General features: G+C 69.5%; 12 protein-coding genes. 6 read left to right on the top strand and 6 right to left on the bottom strand.

All coding sequences use genetic code 11. The features are described from left to right. Positions 1-451: 451 nt before the first annotated feature. The gene (locus JJ691_RS25485; protein WP_211762177.1) at positions 452-4,489 is read left to right on the top strand and encodes a carboxypeptidase regulatory-like domain-containing protein; all 4,038 of its coding nucleotides are present in this window, start codon (positions 452-454) and stop codon (positions 4,487-4,489) included. Between the two features lie 82 nt (positions 4,490-4,571). Here the strand turns inward: JJ691_RS25485 and JJ691_RS25480 are convergent, their stop codons facing one another. Next, positions 4,572-5,375 (bottom strand): lysozyme, encoded by an 804-nt coding sequence (locus JJ691_RS25480; protein WP_211762176.1) that lies wholly within the window; start codon positions 5,373-5,375, stop codon positions 4,572-4,574. A gap of 169 nt (positions 5,376-5,544) precedes the next feature. Between JJ691_RS25480 and JJ691_RS25475 the strand changes: the two genes are divergently transcribed. Next, entirely contained in the window at positions 5,545-5,748 is a 204-nt protein-coding gene (locus JJ691_RS25475) for a hypothetical protein (protein ID WP_211762175.1), read from the top strand. A 7-nt stretch (positions 5,749-5,755) separates the two neighbouring features. On the opposite strand, the gene JJ691_RS25470 is transcribed toward JJ691_RS25475, so the two are convergent. Continuing rightward, positions 5,756-6,484, bottom strand: a complete 729-nt coding sequence (locus JJ691_RS25470) for an SDR family oxidoreductase (protein ID WP_211762174.1) — start codon at positions 6,482-6,484, stop codon at positions 5,756-5,758. Between the two features lie 65 nt (positions 6,485-6,549). Between JJ691_RS25470 and JJ691_RS25465 the strand changes: the two genes are divergently transcribed. The 3 genes from JJ691_RS25465 to JJ691_RS25455 are packed head-to-tail and all read left to right on the top strand — an operon-like array spanning position 6,550 to position 8,908. Continuing rightward, positions 6,550-7,317 carry a helix-turn-helix transcriptional regulator gene (locus JJ691_RS25465; protein WP_211762173.1) on the top strand — a complete coding sequence of 256 codons (768 nt, stop codon included), beginning with the start codon at positions 6,550-6,552 and terminating at the stop codon, positions 7,315-7,317. A 32-nt stretch (positions 7,318-7,349) separates the two neighbouring features. Then, positions 7,350-8,309, top strand: a complete 960-nt coding sequence (locus tag JJ691_RS25460; RefSeq protein ID WP_211762172.1) for an aldo/keto reductase — start codon at positions 7,350-7,352, stop codon at positions 8,307-8,309. Then, complete coding sequence (locus JJ691_RS25455) at positions 8,309-8,908, top strand: TetR family transcriptional regulator (protein ID WP_211762171.1); 600 nt, start codon at positions 8,309-8,311, stop codon at positions 8,906-8,908. Before JJ691_RS25460 ends, JJ691_RS25455 begins: the two co-directional genes overlap by 1 nt. 57 nt (positions 8,909-8,965) lie before the next feature. On the opposite strand, the gene JJ691_RS25450 is transcribed toward JJ691_RS25455, so the two are convergent. Continuing rightward, complete coding sequence (locus tag JJ691_RS25450) at positions 8,966-12,970, bottom strand: discoidin domain-containing protein (RefSeq protein ID WP_211762170.1); 4,005 nt, start codon at positions 12,968-12,970, stop codon at positions 8,966-8,968. A 200-nt stretch (positions 12,971-13,170) separates the two neighbouring features. Here JJ691_RS25450 and JJ691_RS25445 point away from each other — a divergent pair, with 200 nt between their 5' ends. After that, on the top strand, positions 13,171-14,049 hold the full coding sequence (locus JJ691_RS25445) for a patatin-like phospholipase family protein (protein ID WP_211762169.1): 879 nt from the start codon (positions 13,171-13,173) through the stop codon (positions 14,047-14,049). Here JJ691_RS25445 and JJ691_RS25440 read toward each other — a convergent pair. The 3 genes from JJ691_RS25440 to JJ691_RS25430 form a co-directional block, all read right to left on the bottom strand. After that, entirely contained in the window at positions 14,010-14,585 is a 576-nt protein-coding gene (locus tag JJ691_RS25440; protein ID WP_211762168.1) for an AAA family ATPase, read from the bottom strand. The two genes, JJ691_RS25445 and JJ691_RS25440, sit on opposite strands and share 40 nt — an antisense overlap. Positions 14,586-14,621: 36 nt before the next feature. Next, positions 14,622-15,908: an alkaline phosphatase family protein gene (locus tag JJ691_RS25435; protein ID WP_249227002.1), complete on the bottom strand. Its 1,287-nt coding sequence runs from the start codon at positions 15,906-15,908 to the stop codon at positions 14,622-14,624. 121 nt (positions 15,909-16,029) lie between these two features. Beyond that, entirely contained in the window at positions 16,030-17,874 is a 1,845-nt protein-coding gene (locus JJ691_RS25430) for a glycosyltransferase family 39 protein (protein WP_211762167.1), read from the bottom strand. Between the last annotated feature and the right edge of the window lie 37 nt (positions 17,875-17,911).

Here is a 17,911-nt window from a genome sequence, read left to right as displayed (position 1 = left end):
GTGACCGGGCGCGGCCTGCCGCAGCTTCGCCATGCCCTCGCCGACCGCCGCCACCGCGCCAACGCCTGACCCGTGTGTCAGCCGCGCGTCTCCCCGCCCCGCCCAAGATCAAGGGACCTGCCCTGACGTTCAACGTCATGAAGGACCCCTTCACCATGTTCAACGTCAGTATGGGGCCCTTCATGACGAAAGGGGAGCGTCGGCCCGCCGGCTGGTGAAACACGACCTGGCCGTTGGGCCGGAGTCCTTGAACCGGCCGATCCTGAGTGCTGGCAACGAGCTGTTCGAGGTGGTCGCCTACGATCGGGCTGCGTGGCTGGGCCGTTCGGCCCCTTTTTCTGTCAAGCATCAAAAAATTGCGGGGCAGCGTCCGCTTCTTGTCCAGTTTTCCGCAAGGGTGGGGTGCGAAGATCCAGATCGTTGGCCGCCACGCCAGCGAAAGGACACTGAGTTGCCCGCACTACGAACGGTGCTCGCGGTGGTGGCGACGGTGGTCGCGGCCGCGTTGACGCCGGTGGCGGCGGAGGCGGCCGCGCAGGCGCCGACACCGCGGCCGGCCGAGCATGTGTGCCCGGAGAAGCCAAGACCAGGCGAGGTCACGTGCTTCGCCCTGCAACGCACGGACGTCAGGGGAGCGGCGGGGGTGCACGCGGACGCGGCCCCGGCGGGCTACGGCCCGGGCGACCTGAGCAGCGCGTACAACCTGCCGTCGACGACGGAGGGCCAGGGCGAGACGGTCGCGATCGTCGACGCCTACGACTACCCGAACGCTGAGCAGGAGCTGGCGATCTACCGCCAGCAGTACGGCCTGCCGGCCTGCACGACGGCGAACGGCTGCTTCAAGCGGGTCGACCAGCGCGGCGGCACGCAGTACCCGGCCCCGAACACGTCCTGGCAGCGTGAGGAGGCGCTGGACCTGGACATGGTGTCGGCGGTCTGCCCGAAGTGCCACATCCTGCTGGTGGAGTCGGACGACGCGCTGGTGCCGAACATGGGCGCGGCGGTCAACGAGGCGGTGGCCCTGGGCGCGAAGTACGTCTCCAACAGCTACGGCGGCGGCGAGGACCCGTCGGAGCTGCAGATCGACAGCGCCTACTACGACCACCCGGGCGTGGTGATGACGGTCAGCGCCGGCGACTACGGCTACGGGCCGGAGTTCCCGGCCTCGTCGCCGCACGTCACGGCGGTCGGCGGCACCACGTTGCAGCGCGACGGCAGCCCCCGCGGCTGGACGGAGTCGGTGTGGCCGGGCAGCGGCAGCGGCTGTTCGGCCTACGAGCCGAAGCCGGCCTTCCAGCATGATTCCGGCTGTGCCAACCGAACCGTCGCGGACGTCTCGGCGGTCGCGGACCTGAACACGCCGGTCGCGGTGTACGTGCAGGGCGGCTGGGTGGTGATGGGCGGCACCAGCGTGTCCTCGCCGATCGTCGCCGGCGTGTACGCGCTGGCCGGCGCCCCGCCGGCCGGGTCGTACCCGAACACCTTCCCGTACAAGGACTCCCGGGCGCTGAACGACGTCACCGGCGGGACCAACGGCAAGTGCACGCCGACCTACCTGTGCTCCGGCGGCCCCGGCTACGACGGCCCGACCGGCCTCGGCACGCCCAACGGCATCGCCGCGTTCACCGCTGGCCCAACGGGTTCGGTCACCGGCACGGTCACCGACGGCGCGGGCAAGGCGCTGGCCGGGGCGGCGGTGAAGGTCGGCGACCTGTCGGCCAACACCGACGCCGCCGGGCACTTCTCGCTCGACGTGCCGGCCGGCACCTACGACGCGACGGCCAGCAAGTTCGGCTACGCGGACGCCTCGGTGAGCGGGATCGCCATCGGCGACGGCCAGACGGTGACGGAGAACTTCACCCTCAACGCCATCCCGACCACCACGGTTTCCGGTGTCGTGCGGGACGGTTCCGGCCACGGCTGGCCGCTGGCGGCGCAGGTGCAGGTCGCCGGGCAGCCGACCACGGCGGTCCACACCGACCCGGTCACCGGCCGCTACACCCTGACAGTGCCGCAGGGCGCCGACTACACCGTGCAGGTCGACCCCGGGTATCCGGGTTATCTCCAGGATTCCCAACAGGTTCAGGTCGGCAAGGCGGCGGTCGGCCACGACGTGGCGATCAAGGTCGACCCGGTGACCTGCGGCGCTCCGGGCTACGGCAACAAGTTCAGCGGCTCGACGCAGTCGTTCGACGGAACGTCCACACCGGACGGTTGGACCGTGTCCAACAACGTGCCCGGCGCGCGGCCGTGGGAGTTCGACAACCCCGGCCACCGCACCAACGCCACCGGTGGCAGCGGCAACTTCGCCATCACGGAAAGCAACCTGGAAGGCAGCGACCAGGACACCACGCTGACCAGCCCGGTCTACGACCTGAGCGCGGCCGCCAACCCGACACTGACCTTCGGCACCGACTTCGAGGCCTACGGCGACACGATGAACGCCTCGGCCGAGTACACGGTGGACGGTGGTCAGACCTGGACCCCGGTGTGGCGGCACAACTCCCAGGACGCCACCGGCAAGCAGGTGCTGCCGTTGCCGGACGCGGCCGGCAAGTCCGCGGTGCAGGTGCGATTCCACTACGTGGAGCAGAACTTCGGCTTCTGGTGGGAGGTCGACGACGTCTTCGTCGGCGACCACGCCTGCACCCTGACGCCCGGCGGCCTGGTCACCGGCCACGTCACCGACAAGGTCGCCAACGTGCCGCTGTCCGGCGCGACGGTGACCAGCGTTGACCACCCGGCCGACCAGACCACCACGGGTGCCGACGGCTCCTACTGGTTCTTCTCCACGCAGACCGGCATCCACCAGGTCAGCGCAGCGGCGACGAACTACGTCACCTCGACCAAGTCCCCGACCATCACCCCGGACGGCGTCACGCCGCAGGACTTCCCGCTGGACTCGGCCCAGCTGACCGTCAGTCCGACGACGGTCAGCAAGAGTGTTGCCTGGCAAGGAAACGCGACGGCCACGGTCAAGGTGACCAACACCGGCACCGCCCCGGCCGACGTCCGGCTCGATCCCCGGCCCGGCGGCTACACCCCGGCGGCCCAGGTCTCCGCGCCGTTGCAGAAGATCGCCGGCAACTACAGCACAGGTCCGTTGCTGGGCAAGGCGAAAACCCAGGCCCTCAAGGACGCGAACCCGTCGGCCGCGTCCTGGTCGACCGTCGCCGACTACCCGACGAAGATCATGGACAACGCCGCGGTCACGGTGAACGGCAAGGTGTACTCGTTCACTGGTCTCAACGGCACCGACCTGACCACCAAGAACTACGTCTACGACCCGGGAAGCCAGGCGTGGTCGCCGATCGCCGACCTCAAGGAGGCCCGTGAGAACCCGTTCGCGGTGGCGATCGGGACCAAGGTGTACCTCGGCGGCGGCTGGGGCGTGACCGGGCCGCCCAACGGCGACCTGGAGATCTACGACACCGCCAGCAACACCTGGAGCACCGGCGCGCCGATGCCCAAGGCGTACTCCGCGATGGGCAGCGCCGTGGTCGGCGGCAAGGTCTACGTGATTGGCGGCTGTCTGCAGGATTCCTGTGGTGTCACGGATGTGCAGGTGTACGACCCGGCGACCGACACCTGGTCGGCCGGCCCGTCGTTGCCGACCCCGATGAGCTGGAGCAGCTGCGGCATCATCGCCGGCACGGTGTACTGCGCCGGCGGCGCCAGCGGGCTGAACCAGATCGGCACCGGCTACGGCCTGAACGTGACCACCGGCGTCTGGTCGCCGATCGCCAGCCTGCCGGTGTCGGTGTTCGCGGCCTCCAGCACTGTCGCGAATGGACAGTTGTTGGTCTCCGGCGGCATCCAGGACGGCAGTCTCACGAATGCCGGCTACGCCTACGATCCAGCGACCAACAACTGGAGCCCGCTGCCCAACGCCAACGCCACGCTGTTCCGCGGGGCCAGCGCGTGCGGGTTCTACCGGATCGGCGGCTCGGCCGGCGGCTTCAGCCCGACCACGCAGGACCAGTTGCTGCCCGGCTACGACCAGTGCGGCGAGTACGTGTCCATCCCGTGGATGTCAGTCACGCCAACGAATTCCGTGACCATCGCGCCCGGCAAGTCGGCCAGCTTCACGGTGCAGCTGGACGCCGCGTCGCTGGCGCAGCCCGGGACGTACACGGCGACGTTGCAGGTCGGTGCGGTGACGCCGCACGCGGTCGCGCCGATTCCCGTTGCCTTCACGGTGAAACCGCCCTCGACCTGGGGCAAGATCACCGGCACGGTGACCAGCGTGGCCTGCAAGGGCGGCACGCCGCCGATTCCGGGCGCCACCGTGCAGATCGACACCTGGACGGCGTCGTACACGCTCAAGACGGACACAGGAGGGAACTACGTGTTGTGGCTGGACCAGCGCAACAACCCGATGACACTGATCGTCGCGCGGGACGGCTGGCAGCCGCAGACCCGTCAGGTGAAGATCGCGAAGGGCAAGTCGACCACGGCCGACTTCGCGCTGAAGCCGGATTCCTGCTGAGGTGACCGGCGGCCGGCCGGGGTGATCCCGGCCGGCCTTCCGGTAGCGGGCCCCGCCCCGCACAGGGCGGGGATCCGCGGTCTCACGCGGTGTTGTTGGCCAGCGCCAGCAGTCGGGCCGCCGAGCCGTTGAACTGGTCCTGGTCGCCGGGGAACGTGCCGGAGTCCGCGAACTGCCAGAACGTCCAGGTGCCCCAGCCGGCCGGCAGGGTGCCGGGGCTGCTGCTGTAGCGGGCGATGAACAGCGGATTGGTCTGGCTCAGGCCGCTCCAGTTGCCGGTGCACTTGGTCCACCAGTCGGTGGTGGTGTAGACCGTGGCCCAGCGCGTGGTCTTGGCGTGCACCTCGTTGCTGAACGCCTGGATCCAGCTGCGCATCGAGGCCTGGCTCAGGCCGTAGCACTGGTCGCCGCTGGGCGCGTACTCGATGTCCAGCATGGGCGGCAGGGTCTTGCCGTCCTTGGACCAGCCGCCGCCGTGGGCGACGAAGTAGTCGGCCTGGGCCACGCCGCTGGAGTTGTTGGGCCGGGCGAAGTGATAGGCGCCGCGGATCAGGCCGGCGTTGTAGGAGCCGTTGTACTGGTGGGCGAAGGTCGGGTCGGTGTAGGTGGTGCCCTCGGTCGCCTTGACGTAGGCGAACTTCGCACCCTTGGCCGCCACCGAGGACCAGTCCACGTTGCCCTGGTAGCTGCTGACGTCCAGGCCGGGCAGCCCGGCCAGCGGCGCGAAGCCGGCGCCGCCGCCGCCCTCGTGCTTGGCCACCTGGGAGCCGGCCCAGTGCAGGGCCGGGTCGTCGGGATCGGTGGCCGCGTTGGCGTTGACGGTGGTCACAGCGGTGGTGACGAGTAGCAGGCCGGCCAGCACGCCGGCGATTCGACTGGTGCGCATATGCGACTCCCCAGGCTCAGCGCGGCCGGCAGGGGTGTGCGGCCGCGTTGATCGCATGGTGGCCGATGTCCAACCGTCGGACCAGTGTTTCGGTGAATTGGTCACCATTCGGGGAAGGTGATATCTACATGCTAGAGTTGAAGTATCACTCGTCAGTCGAGGGGGTGCCGTGGCCGAGCGCAAGGGCGTGTTGCTGAGGTTGGACCCGGCGGTCCACGACGCGCTGGCCCGCTGGGCCGCCGACGAACTGCGCAGCACCAACGCGCAGATCGAGTTCCTGCTCCGCAAGGCCTTGGTCGACGTCGGCCGGATGCCCTCGGGCGTGGGCGGGATCCCGAGGCGGGGCCGCCCGCCCAAGGACACCCCGGAGTGAGCCGGGCTCAGGCCTGGGCGGTCGGCCGCACGACGATCTCGTTCACGTCGACCTCGGCCGGCTGTTCGACCGCGAAGGCGATGGCCCGGGCGACGGCTTCCGGCGGGATGGCGATCCGGTCGCGCAGGTCGGAGATCTCCGCGCGGACCTGATCGTTGCTCGACGCCTCGGCGAACGCGGTGTCGACGAAGCCGGGGGAGACGGTGGTGACCCGCAGGGAGCCGCCGGCTTCCTGGCGCAGGCCCTCGCAGATGGCCCGCACGGCGACCTTCGTGCCGGCGTAGACCGCCATCGCCGGCACGACGCGGAACGCGGCCGTGGACGCCGTGGTGACGAAGTGTCCGTTGCCCTGTCGGCGAAACACCGGTAGGGCGGCGGCGATCCCGTGCAGCAGTCCCTTGATGTTCACGTCCACCATCTGGTCCCACTCGTCGACCCGGAGATCGTCCAGCGGCGATATCGGGCCGACCCCGGCGTTGCCGACCAGCACGTCGAGTCGGCCGAACTCCTTGTTCGCCAACGAAACCAGCTCGTGCAGATCCTGCCGCTCGGTGACGTCCGTGCGGATGTGCCTGGCCTGGTCGCCGATGCGCTCGGCCAGTTCGGCCAGGCGATCCTCCCGGCGGGCCCCGAGCACCAGTCGGGCTCCCTTCTCGGCCAGCAGCAACGCGGTCGCCTCGCCGATCCCGCTGCTCGCGCCGGTGATGGCCACGACCTTGCCCTTGAGTTCCGACATGACTCCAGTCTGGGCGGCCTCTAACCTGGTATCCAGAGCGAGCTTATTCTGGTACTGGAGGTGTCATGCAGGAGCTCGGCCTTTTCCTGCGCAGCCGACGCGAGCGGATCACTCCGGCCGATGTCGGCCTGCCCGGCACTGGGCGTCGGCGCACCCCGGGGCTGCGCCGGGAGGAGTTGGCGCTGCTGGCCGGCATCAGCGCCACCTGGTACACGTACCTGGAGCAGGGGCGGGACATCCGGCCGTCCGAGCAGGTGCTCACCGCGCTGGCCGAGGCGCTGCGGCTGGACGGGGCCGAGCGCGACCACCTGTTCCGGCTCGCCGGGCAGACCCCGGCCGGCGAGGTCGCCGACGAGCGGCTCACCGCCGAGGAGGCGGCCGTTCCGCTGATGCTGCAACCGAATCCGGCGTACATCATCGGCAACAGCTACGACGTGCTCAGCTACAACCAGGCCGCCGACGACCTGTTCCCGAACCTCACCGCGCAGCGGCCGAACTTCGTCCGGTGGGTTTTCACCGAGCCGGTGGCGCGGCGGGTGGTGGTCGATTGGGAGTCGGAGGCTCGCGGTCTGCTGGCCCGGCTACGCACGCTGGCCGGCCGGCACCCCGACCACCCGCGGTTCACGGCCTTGATCGACGAGTTGCACGCGGCCAGCGCCGAGGTTCGGGCCTGGTGGCCACGCTACGACGTGCAGGTGCGTCAGAGCGGCCGCAAACGCCTTCGGCCGCCGGGGTGTCGGATCACCGAGTTCGCGTACACCGCGTTCCACCTGGCCGAACGACCCGAGCAGACCTTGGTCGTCTACAGCGAAGTGACAAGTTACAAAAGTTGAAATCTGTAACCGGGCAGGCTAGCGTGGTCGGCATGAGGCAACTTGGCTCCCTGAGCGTGTCTTCGATCGGCCTGGGCTGTGCCGGGATGTCCGACAGTCGAGGCGCGGCTGGCGAGGCTGACAGTGTCGCGACGATCCGCGCCGCGATCGACGCCGGCGTCACCCTGCTCGACACGGCCGACTTCTACGGCATGGGCCACAACGAGATGCTCATCGGCCGCGCGCTGCGGCCCGAGGATCGGGAGAAAGTGGCGCTGAGTCTGAAGTTCGGGGCGCTGCGCGGTCCGGACGAGCATTTCCACGGCGTGGACTGCCGTCCGGTCGCGGTCAAGAACTTCCTGGCCTACTCGTTGCAGCGGCTCGGGACCGACTACATCGACCTGTACTTCCCGGCCCGGCTCGACAACTCCGTGCCCATCGAGGAGACCGTCGGCGCCCTGGCCGAGTTGGTCGAGGCCGGGCATGTGCGGGCCATCGGCCTGTCCGAGGTAGGGTCGGAGACGATCCGCCGGGCCCATGCCGTGCACCCGATCGCCAGCGTTCAACTGGAGTACTCGCTGTTCAGCCGGGGCATCGAGCGCGACATCCTGACCACCTGCCAGGAGTTGGGCATCGGCGTCACCGCCTACGGCGTGCTCGCGCACGGCCTGTTGACCGGTGCGTGGCAAGGCCATGGGCCGGCGCATCTGCCCTGGTTCGCGGCCGGCAACATCGCGCAGAACCTTGCCCTTGTTGAACAGCTGCGGCGAGTCGCCGACGATCGTGGCGTCGCTGTCGCGCAACTGGCGATCGCCTGGGTGCTGGCGCAGCCCAACGTCGTCGCCCTGGTCGGGGCCAAGCGTCCTGGGCGGATCCAGGAAGCGTTGCCAGCGGCCGACATCGTGCTCAGCGACGACGATCTGGCCGCCATCGAGCGGGCCGTGCCGCACGACGCCGTCGCCGGCGAGCGTTACGCCCCGGCGCTGATGTCTCTTTTGGACAGTGAACGCTGATGCTCGACGCCGACGGGATTCTCGCCGCCACCGAGGACGTTCTCCGTCGCCATGGTGCGGCCAAGGCCACCGTGCAGGACGTGGCCCGGGTGCTCGGGGTCAGCCATGCCGCCGTGTACCGGCACTTTCCGTCCAAGGCGGCGCTGCGCGAGGCCGTCACCCGCCGTTGGCTCCAGGCCGCCCTGGCCGCCCTCGCTCCGGTCGCCGACGACACCGGCCTGGCGCCGCCGGACCGCCTGCGCGCCTGGCTCCTCGCGATGTTCACCGCCAAGCAGGCCAAGGCCTCCGACGACCCGGAGCTGTTCGCCACCTACGGCATCCTGGCCGCCGAACACAACGCTCCGTCCATCGAGCATGTGGAGGGTCTGCTGGCCCAACTGCGCCGCATCATCGCCGACGGCGTCACCACCGGCGACTTCGCCGCTGTCGACCCCGCCCAGGCCGCCCTCGCCGTTTTCCATGCCACCATGCGTTTCCACCACCCGGCCCTCGCCGCCGAATGGCACAACCCCGGCATGGCCGAGGCTCTGGACGCCGTCTGCACCCTGCTCCTCAACGGCCTGCGAACCCCCGCGAGTCCCGCTCTCGGGCAAGCATGATGCCGGTTTCGGAACTCGACATTCAGCTGCCTGAGAGCGGGACTCGCGGGTTGGGGGTTAGTTGCGGGTGATGGTGAAGGTGCTGGTCGTGTTTCTGATGTCGATGTAGTTGTTGGACAGCTTCAGGTTGGTGAAGGTCGCCGAGCCGACGGCCGGGCCCTGGCCCGCCTCCGGCAACTCGTTGGCCCAGATGCCGAAGCCGGACTTGGCGTTGTAGGCGTCACCGCTCTGCTGCGCGCCGCTGATGGACACGTTGGTCAGCACGGTGTCGGTGATCGGGTTCAGCGGCGCCCCGCCGACGTAGTCGGTCTGGAACATGATGCCGCTGTAGGTCGGGTCGACGATGTCCACGTCGCTGACCCTGATCCCCTGGAACTTCTGGTTGGCGGAGAACATCCATATGCCCGGGAAGGTCTGCGCGCCCCAGAAGTGGCCGCCGGCCCTGACGATCGACACGTTCTGGATCGTGGTGGGATCCGGCCCGAAGTCCCGCATCGGGTAGCCGAAGTTGAGCGAGCTGACGGTGATGCCGGCGTAGGTCAGCATGTCGGCCACGTACAGGTTGCGGAACGTGTTGTCCTCGCCGCCGTACACCGCGAACCCGGCGGCCCGCCAGGTGAGCACGGCGGTCAGGTTCTCGAACACGTTGCCGGTCTCGTTGCCGCCGCCGGCGTCGGTGGCGGCGAACATGGCGAAGCTGTCGTCGCCGGTGGACCGGGCCTCGTCGTTGACGATGTGGTTGTTGGAGCTGCCGTTGGTCATGTTGACGCCGTCGGCGAAGGTGTCCCGGATCCGGGAGTTGCTGATGGTGATGTTCTGCACGTTGCTGCCCCAGAACATGCACATCATGTGCTCGACCCAGATGTTGTCCAGGGTCAGGTTGGAGACCCCGGCCAGGTCGAACACCTTGCCCGGCCCGTCCTGCCGGATGTTGTAGTTGCCGAACACGGCGAAGCCGGACAGCTTGGAGCCGTTGGCCGTGCTCTGGATGGTGAAGCCGAGATCGGTGTTGCTCTGCCCGCTCGGCGCGTCGAACCGGGTGTACCAGGGGCCGGCGCCGACGACGGTGATCGCCTTGCCGTAGATGGTCATCTTGCCGCTGACCGCGTAGTCGCCGGCCGGCAGGTAGACGCCGGTCAGGGTGCTGCTCTGGCGCACCGTGTCGAACGCGTTCTGCACGTCCTGCTGGGTGAAGCCGGCCGGCACGGCGTAGTGCGCCGGGTCCGGGTTCGGCTGCGCGGTGGCCAGTTCCAGGTTGATGAAGTCGATCCAGAAGTTGCCGCCGTTGGCCGCGTCCTTCTGCAGCCGGATCTTGTGGCCGGCCGGCACCGTGGTGCCGAGCAGCACGTTGGCCTCGTCGTAGATGTGCCGCGGGGAGCCCGCGCCGGCGTCGTTGGACGGTGAGGCCTCCGCCCCGTACAGCCAGGAGTACTGCGAGGTCAGGTTGATCGGCTTGAGCAGTGTGCCGTCCACGTAGATGTCCAAAGTGGACGTAGTGCCGTCGGGGATGGAGAACCGGGTGACCAGGGTGTTGGTCGCCTCTCGGGTGGTGAACTCCACCGACGCGCCGGTCTGGGTCAGCGCCACGGCCTGCCGGCCGGACGCCTCGCCCGCGGGGTCGCCGATCGTCCGGTTGGGACTGAGGACTGTCGCGCCGCCGGCCAGCACGCCGCTCTCCGCCTCGTAGGAGTCGTACGGCATGTTGGCGCCGCGGCCCACGAACAGGTTGGCGGTGCTGGTGTTGTTGCCCTGCTTGATGGGCAGCTCGTTGGCGTCGTTGGCCACCGTGGTGGTCACGGTGTAGTTGCCGTTGGCCGCCGTCCAGTTGCCCACGTTCACCGGGCTGGCCGTCGCCCCGGCGTTGATCACGCCGCTGTACGAGCCGGTCAGCGTGGCCACCGTCGAGCCGCTGGAGGCGTCCTTGACCGTCACGGTGATGCCGTGCGCGCCGCTGGCCGACGCGATCGTGCCCTGGTTCTTCAGCGTCACCGAGAACGCGACCGGGTTGCCGGCGGACGGGTTGCTCGGCGTCCAGTTGGTGGTGGCCACCAGGTCGCTGCTCTGCACCGGCGTCACCACCAGCGCGGTCGGGTTGGTGTAGGAGTTGTTGTTCTCGTTCTGCTCGATGACCTTGTTGGACTCGTCCACCTTGGCCGTCAGCTGGTACGACCCGGCTGTCTGCGCGCCGATCGACGCCGACACGGTGCTGGACGCGCCCGCGGCCAGCGCGCCGACCTGCGCGGTGCCGACCTTGGTGGTGCCCAGGTAGAAGTTGACGTCGGTGGCGCCGGCCGGCAGCGTGCCGATGTTCTTCACGGTCGCACTGGTGGTGACGCTGTCGGTCTCCACCGGCGAGGTCGGCGTCCAGGACGACCCGGTGATGGTCAGGTCCGGGTTGGGCGCGGGGACGCCGATCACCTGGAACTCGGCCGCCTGGCCGCCGCCGGCGCCGGAGTTCGCGGTGAACTTCAGCTGCACGTCGGCGACCCGCGCGGACACCGGGATGGTGACGGTGTTGCCGCTGGCCGGGTCGAAGGAGTAGGTGGTCGCCGGCACCAGGCTGGTGAAGCCGGTGGCGCTCTGCTCGCGGCCCAGCACCTCGATGGTCTGCGTCCGCGGACCCCAGATGCTGGCCGGGTTCAGCTTCACCACCACGGAGCTGGTGTCCGCGTTGGACCCCAGCTGCACGGTCAGGGTCTGCGGATACGTGCCGCCCGCGCCCTCCCAGTAGGTGGTGGTGTCGTTGTCGTCGGCGTTGGTGGCGACGAAGTTCAGTTGGGTCGAGGACGCGGTGATCGGCTTGCCCACGGCCAGGTTGGTGCCGGGGTTGCCGCCGCCGCTGCCGGACCTGGTGACGCTGTTGCTGTTGCCGGATTGGTTGCCGGCGGCGTCGTGCGCCCGCACGAAGTAGGTGACGGTCGCGGTGTCCGGCTGGCTGTCGGTGTAGCTCAGCGTGGTGCCGGAAACGCTGGTGCGCAACGCGTTGTTGGCGTAGATGTCGTAGCCGGTGACACCGACGTTGTCGGTGGAGGCGGACCAGGTCAGCGCGATCTGGCCGGAGGCCGGCTGGGTGTAGGCGAGGTTGCCCGGCGCGGTCGGGGCCTGGGTGTCGCCGGACGCCGGGCCGTACACCTCGAACTCCGAGATCTGGCCGGCCGGCCAGCCGGTGTTGCCGGTGATGTTCAGCCGCAGGTACCGGGTGGTCAGCGGGGTGTAGTTGACCGTCACGGTGTTGTTCGACGCCGGGTCGAAGGTGTAGCCGGCGGAGGCGACGATCTGGGAGAAGTTGCTGCCGTCGGTGCTGCCCTGCACGGCCAGCGTCTGGGTGCGGGCGCCCCAGTTGGCGGTCGGCAGCTTGAGCACGATCTGCGTGCTGCTGACCGAGGCCCCGAGGTCGACCTGGAGCCACTGCGGGAAGGCGTTGTTGGTGCTCTCCCAGTAGCTGCTCTGGTTGCCGTCGTTGGCGTTGGCCGGCGTGTAGTTCTGCACGTAGCCGCTGGCGGTCATCGTCTTGCCGGCGGCCAGGTTGGTGGCCGCGACCGCGGCCGGCACGACCTCCAGGTCGGACAGCTGGGCCTGGGAGCCGGCCGAGTTGCCGGTGACCTCGACGCGCACGTACCGGGACAGCACCGCGCCGAAGTCGACCCGGACCGTGTTGTCGGACCTGGGGTCGAAGCCGTACGCCTTGGACTCGACGATGGTGTTGAAGGTCTTGCCGTCGTTGCTGCCCTGCACGGCGAGCGTCTCGGTGCGGCTGGTCCAGGCGGCCGGCACCTTCATCACCACGCCGCCGAACCGGGTGACCTTGCCCAGGTCGACCTGCGCCCACTGCGGGAACGCCGAGCCCGAGCTCTGCCAGTACGAGTTGGGATCCGAATCGATGATCTTGCTGGCGGGCTGCGCGCCGGTGGCGCTGCTGGCCGCCGCCGTGACGGTCGGAGTCATCGTCGCGGCTGGTCTGGCCGCCGGCGCGCCGGCGGCGATGGCCGGCCCGCCCATCGCTAACAGGCCGAGACCGAGCAGCGCCGCTGCCAGTCTCCGCAGGGGTCGGGGAGCGCTCATCGAGTCGTCTACCTCTCGTCTGGCAGCAGGGGTGTGGCGAGAATCTTCCGGACTCATGCCAGAAATTAACGGCAGCCTGTTAAGTTTTTGCGTGACAGGACTCACAGCGTTACAGACCGGCTACACCGCCGTCAACGGCCAGTTAGACCCGTGCCCAGGCCTTCCCGGCGGCCGGACGGCTGAGCTGGCACGATGCGGCCGTGGATCGGATCTGTCTGCCCGCGCCGGTCGGGTTCGTGCTCGGAGGTGGCGGCAGCCTCGGGGCCATCCAGGTCGGCATGCTGCGGGCGCTCGCGGACCGCGGCGTCACCCCCGACCTGGTCACCGGCACGTCCGTCGGCTCCGTCAACGGCTCGCTGCTCGCCCTCGACCCGGCGCACGCCGCCGACCGGCTCGCTGAGCTCTGGGCCGGCATGACCCGGGCGCGGGTGTTCCCCGGCGGGCCGATCGCCCAGCTGCGCACCCTGCGCCGGGAACGGACCTACCTGTTCCCCAACACCGGTCTCGTCGACGTGCTCGTCGAGGGCCTCGGCGGCGTCACCGACTTCGCCGAGCTGCGCCTGCCCTTCGGCGCCGTGGCCGTCGACGCCGTCACCGGCCTGCCGGTGCTCATGACCTCCGGCGACCTCGTGCCCGCGATCCTCGCCTCCGCCGCCATTCCCGGCGTCTATCCGCCCGTGCGCCGGGAGGACAAGGTCCTCTACGACGGCGGCGTGCTGGCCAACGTGCCCATTCGACAGGCCCTCGCCATGGGTGCGAAGTCGTTGGTGGTGCTCGACTGCACCTTCCCCGGCCACCTCCCGGAGGTCCCCGGCTCACTCGCCGAGACCCTCCTGTTCTGGGCCACCCTCGGCATGCGCAACCAGGCCGTCCTCGAAGCCGACCTCGCCGCCGAGGCCGTGCCCGTGCTCTATCTCCCCGGCGCCCCGGTCCAGGCCGTCACCCCGCTCGACTTCGGCCACACCGCCGAGCTCATCGAGTCCTCGTACGCCGCGTCCACCAACTTCCTCGCCACCGTGGAGATCACCGGCCCCGGCCTCTACGGCGGCCCGGCGGGATCGGTGCCCGCGGTCTCCTGATCTCGAAACAGGGCCAAGGCCGCTGCCTCGATGGGCTCGACGTCCGGGGTTTGGTGATCCGAGGTGTCGACCGTGACGACGGCGTCGACGTCGCTGGGCGGCACGAAAATCGACGGCGGCATCTCGCCCCGTTGGAACTGGGCGGCGAGCTGCTGGGCGGTGATCCCCGTACGGGCGCGGAGGCGGTGGCCGATGACGGACGCGTCGGCGGTGACGTGGACGGCGAGCACGCGGGCTGGGCGCACCGCATCGAGCAGCGAGGGGGACAGCACGGAGGACTCCACGACAAAGGTCATCCCCGCAGACGCGAGCAGCCGGGCGGTGTCGACCATCACGGCCTCGGCGCGCACGCTGAAAGGGCCGCCGGCGATGTGGAAGTCCGGAGGGAACCGAATGCCCTCGGCAGTGGCAGAAAGGCCCAGGCCGGTCTTGAGCTCGTCCCGAGACAGCAACGGCACGCCGAGGTGGCGTGCCGTTGCGCGGGCGACGGTGGTTTTTCCGGCTCCGGGGGAGCCGCACACGGCCACGACCAGCATCGGCTGATCGTGCCAGCGCGCCCTGAATCCCTGGGGTCAGCCCCAGATGTCGGTGATGGGGGTGGCGGAGGCGGCGGAGCCGGCGTGGGGCAGGCCGTAGGCGTCCTCGATGGTGCGCAGGACGCTGTAGTGGCTGATGTTCTCGTTGTAGTTGCCGGTCTTCACGCCCGCGCCCGTGATGACGGTGGGGATCTGGTTGGCGGTGGTGTAGTCGTCCTCGTCGAAGGTGAGCACGAACAGGCTGTTGTGGGTCTTGGCCCACTGGATGTAGCCGTCGAGGTGCTGCTTGAGCCAGGCGTCGCCCTGCTGGATGGTGCCGTCGTGCATGTCGTTCTGGAGGTTGGGCACGACGAACGACACGGCGGGCAGCTTGGTGTAGTCGGTGGGGAAGTCGGTGAAGCGCAGGTTGGCCGAGCTGGGCACGTCGGAGAAGTCGACCCACGGGTTGTGCTTGCGGGCGTAGTTGCCGGAGGTGCAGGCCGTGGAGCCGACCGACGGCAGGCTCTCGGAGTAGCCGGCGAAGCCGATGCCCGCGGCCAGCGCCTGGCCGCCGAGGTCGGCGGTGGTGAAGGCCTTCTTGGGGCAGGTGTCACTGGTGACACCCTGCGTGCTCCCGGAGAACAGCGCCAGGTAGTTGGGCTGGCTCGGGTGCGAGATGGCATGCGAGTTGGTGAAGTTGGCCCCGGTCTGGGAAAGACCGGTGATGTACGGCGCGTTGGCGCTGCCGACGATCTCGCCCTGGGCGTGGTTCTCGTCGATGACGACCAGGATGTGGTCGGGACGGGGCACGCTGCCGGCGGCCGGGGCGAACGAGGAGGACAGGCCCACCACGGACAGGGCGGTGGTCCAGTTGGTGGCGATGGCGTTGCGTGCCGCCGAGAGCGTGACCTGGCCGTTGCAGACCGCGGTCTTCAGCTTGTTCTCGACGGAGTCCTTGCTGTACGAGTTCTTCGCGCCGGCGTGCGGCTCGGGCCACAGGTTCTTCGGATCACGGGGCGCGCCACCGAGCTCAAGGGGGACGAGGTGGTCCTCCTCGTAGTCGGACATGTTGGTGTCGCTGTAGCCGTAGTCGGCGATGCCCTGCTTCTTCAGGGCGTTGGTGTACGAGGTCGGCGGCCGCACGGTGGCAGTCCAGCCGGAGACGCAGATCGTGCTGTTGATGGTGGACTGCGTCACATCCGGGTTGAAGGCGCCCGGCGTGCACGAGGCGTCAGGTAAGGGAAGCCTTGCCGTAGAACAGGTGGCGGCGTGGGCGGCTCCGGGTAACGACAGCCCCGCGGCGACAAGCGCGGCGATCAGGACGAGCGGGGAGAATCGGGACATCGAGTGCTCCTCGGGTCGGCTCCCGAGGAACGGTAGGCAGGTCACGCCCGGCTGGGAACCGCCTGCTTTTCACAGAACGGTCCCCAGCCTGTGAACCCGAATGGTCCATTGTGGACGGTGTTCAGGAACTGGTACGCAGATCGTAAACCGTGGTACCACCGACGGTCTGCGCCTTGTAATGCGCGGCGACCCAGGTGGCGATCTCGCTGCTACCGCCGCCGGGACCGCCGCCGCGGCCGCCGCTGACGTAGTAGCTGATCTTGCCCTCGGCCACGTACTGCTGGAACTGGGCCAGGGTGGGGGCCGGGTCGGAGCCGTTGAAGCCGCCGATGGCCATCACCGACTTGCCGCTGGCCAGGGCAAGCGGGGCAGAGGACATGGAGCCTTCGGCGGCGGCGGCCCATTCGGTGGTGGTGGCCTGGAGCAGGCTGACCAGAGCGGAACTGGTCTGCCCGTCCCCGCCGCCGCCGGGACCGCCGCCGCCACCGAAGCCGCTGTTGCTGGACGGACCGGAGACGGGGATGGAACCGGTGTGCGGCACGGCGGCGGTGGCCACGCCGAAGGAGGCGGTGCCGATCATGCCGGCGATGGCGGCGACGACGATGAGCCGGCGGAACTGGTCGCCCTGCAGGAGAACCAGGGCGGCGACGGCGATGCCGGCGACGAGCACGAGCCAGCGCAGCCACGGCAGCCAGCTGGAGTCCTCGGACAGCAGCACGAAGTCCCACACGCCGGTGACCGCGATCATGGCGGCCAGCCAGGCCCGCACCGAGAACAGAGCCCGGCCGCGCCAGAGCTGCCGGCCGCCGATGGCGACGAGGGCGGCGATGGCGGGGGCCAGCGCGACCGAGTAGTACGGGTGGATGGTGCCGTCCATGAAGCTGAACACCAGCCCGGTGACGAGTAGCCAGCCGCCCCACAGCAGCAGCGAGGCCCGGGTCTGGTCGGTGCGCGGCGCCCGCCGCGTGAACCACAGCCCAGCGACCAGCGCGATCAGCGCGGCGGGCAGCAGCCACGAGATCTCGGTGCCGAAGGCCTGGCCGAACATCCGGGTGATGCTGGCACTGCCACCGAACGACAGGTTCCCGCCACCACCGCCGCCGAAGCCCCCGCCACCCCCGCCGCCGTTGCCCTGTCCGCCGAAGATCCGGCCGAGGCCGTTGTAGCCCAGCGCCAGTTCCAGCAGGCTGTTGTTGGTCGATCCGCCGATGTACGGCCGCGAGGACGCCGGCCACAACTCGGCCAGCGCGATGAACCACCCGGCCGACACCACCAGCGCCACCACCGCGCCGCCGAGGTGCAGGATTCGCCGCCACAGCGTGGTCGGCGCGGCGATCAGGTACACCAGCCCGAACGCCGGCAGCACCAGGAAGCCCTGCAACATCTTGGTCAGGAACGCGAACCCGATGGCCGCGCCGGCCAGCGCCAGCCACTTCCAGTTGGCCTTCTCGGTGGCCCGCACCACGCAGTACGCGCCGGCGACCATCAGCAGTACCAGCAGCGCATCCGGGTTGTCGAACCGGAACATCAGCACGGCGACGGGCGTCAGCGCCAGCGCGGCGCCGGCGGCCAGACCAGCGCCGTGGCCGAACCGGCGGCGCACGGCGGCGTACAGCAGCCAGACCGCCAGCACACCCTCGACCGCTTGCGGGGCAAGCAGACTCCACGAGTTGAAGCCGAAGATCCGGGCCGACAAGCCCATGATCCACAGTGCCGCCGGCGGCTTGTCCACGGTGATGACGTTGCCGGGATCCAACGACCCGAACAGCAGCGCTTCCCAGTTCTGGCTGCCGGCCTGGACCGCCTGCGCGTAGAAGTCGTTGCCGTAGCTCGAAGCCCCCAGATTCCACAGGTACAGCACGGCGGTGCCCAGCAGCAGCACCGCCAGCGCCGGCCGGTGCCAGCCGCGTCGTCCGGGCGCGTCGGCCGCCGGGGCAGCCGCGGGCCGGGTCATCGTCGTTGTCATGGGACCAGCCTCGGGGTGGGCGCTGTGCCGGTTGTGT

This window comes from Kutzneria sp. CA-103260 (assembly GCF_018263855.1).
GTDB lineage: Bacteria > Actinomycetota > Actinomycetes > Mycobacteriales > Pseudonocardiaceae > Kutzneria.
The sequence above is the reverse complement of the archived record's forward strand: the minus strand, read 5'-3'. Positions and strand labels throughout refer to the sequence as shown.

What these genes read in the sequence shown, in the direction of transcription:
- JJ691_RS25480 (WP_211762176.1), bottom strand. Translation starts at nt 5,375, where the DNA reads ATGCGCACCAGTCGAATCGCCGGCGTGCTGGCCGGCCTGCTACTCGTC.
- JJ691_RS25470 (WP_211762174.1), bottom strand. Translation starts at nt 6,484, where the DNA reads ATGTCGGAACTCAAGGGCAAGGTCGTGGCCATCACCGGCGCGAGCAGC.
- JJ691_RS25465 (WP_211762173.1), top strand. Translation starts at nt 6,550, where the DNA reads ATGCAGGAGCTCGGCCTTTTCCTGCGCAGCCGACGCGAGCGGATCACT.
- JJ691_RS25460 (WP_211762172.1), top strand. Translation starts at nt 7,350, where the DNA reads ATGAGGCAACTTGGCTCCCTGAGCGTGTCTTCGATCGGCCTGGGCTGT.
- JJ691_RS25455 (WP_211762171.1), top strand. Translation starts at nt 8,309, where the DNA reads ATGCTCGACGCCGACGGGATTCTCGCCGCCACCGAGGACGTTCTCCGT.
- JJ691_RS25450 (WP_211762170.1), bottom strand. Translation starts at nt 12,970, where the DNA reads ATGAGCGCTCCCCGACCCCTGCGGAGACTGGCAGCGGCGCTGCTCGGT.
- JJ691_RS25440 (WP_211762168.1), bottom strand. Translation starts at nt 14,585, where the DNA reads ATGCTGGTCGTGGCCGTGTGCGGCTCCCCCGGAGCCGGAAAAACCACC.
- JJ691_RS25435 (WP_249227002.1), bottom strand. Translation starts at nt 15,908, where the DNA reads ATGTCCCGATTCTCCCCGCTCGTCCTGATCGCCGCGCTTGTCGCCGCG.
- JJ691_RS25430 (WP_211762167.1), bottom strand. Translation starts at nt 17,874, where the DNA reads ATGACAACGACGATGACCCGGCCCGCGGCTGCCCCGGCGGCCGACGCG.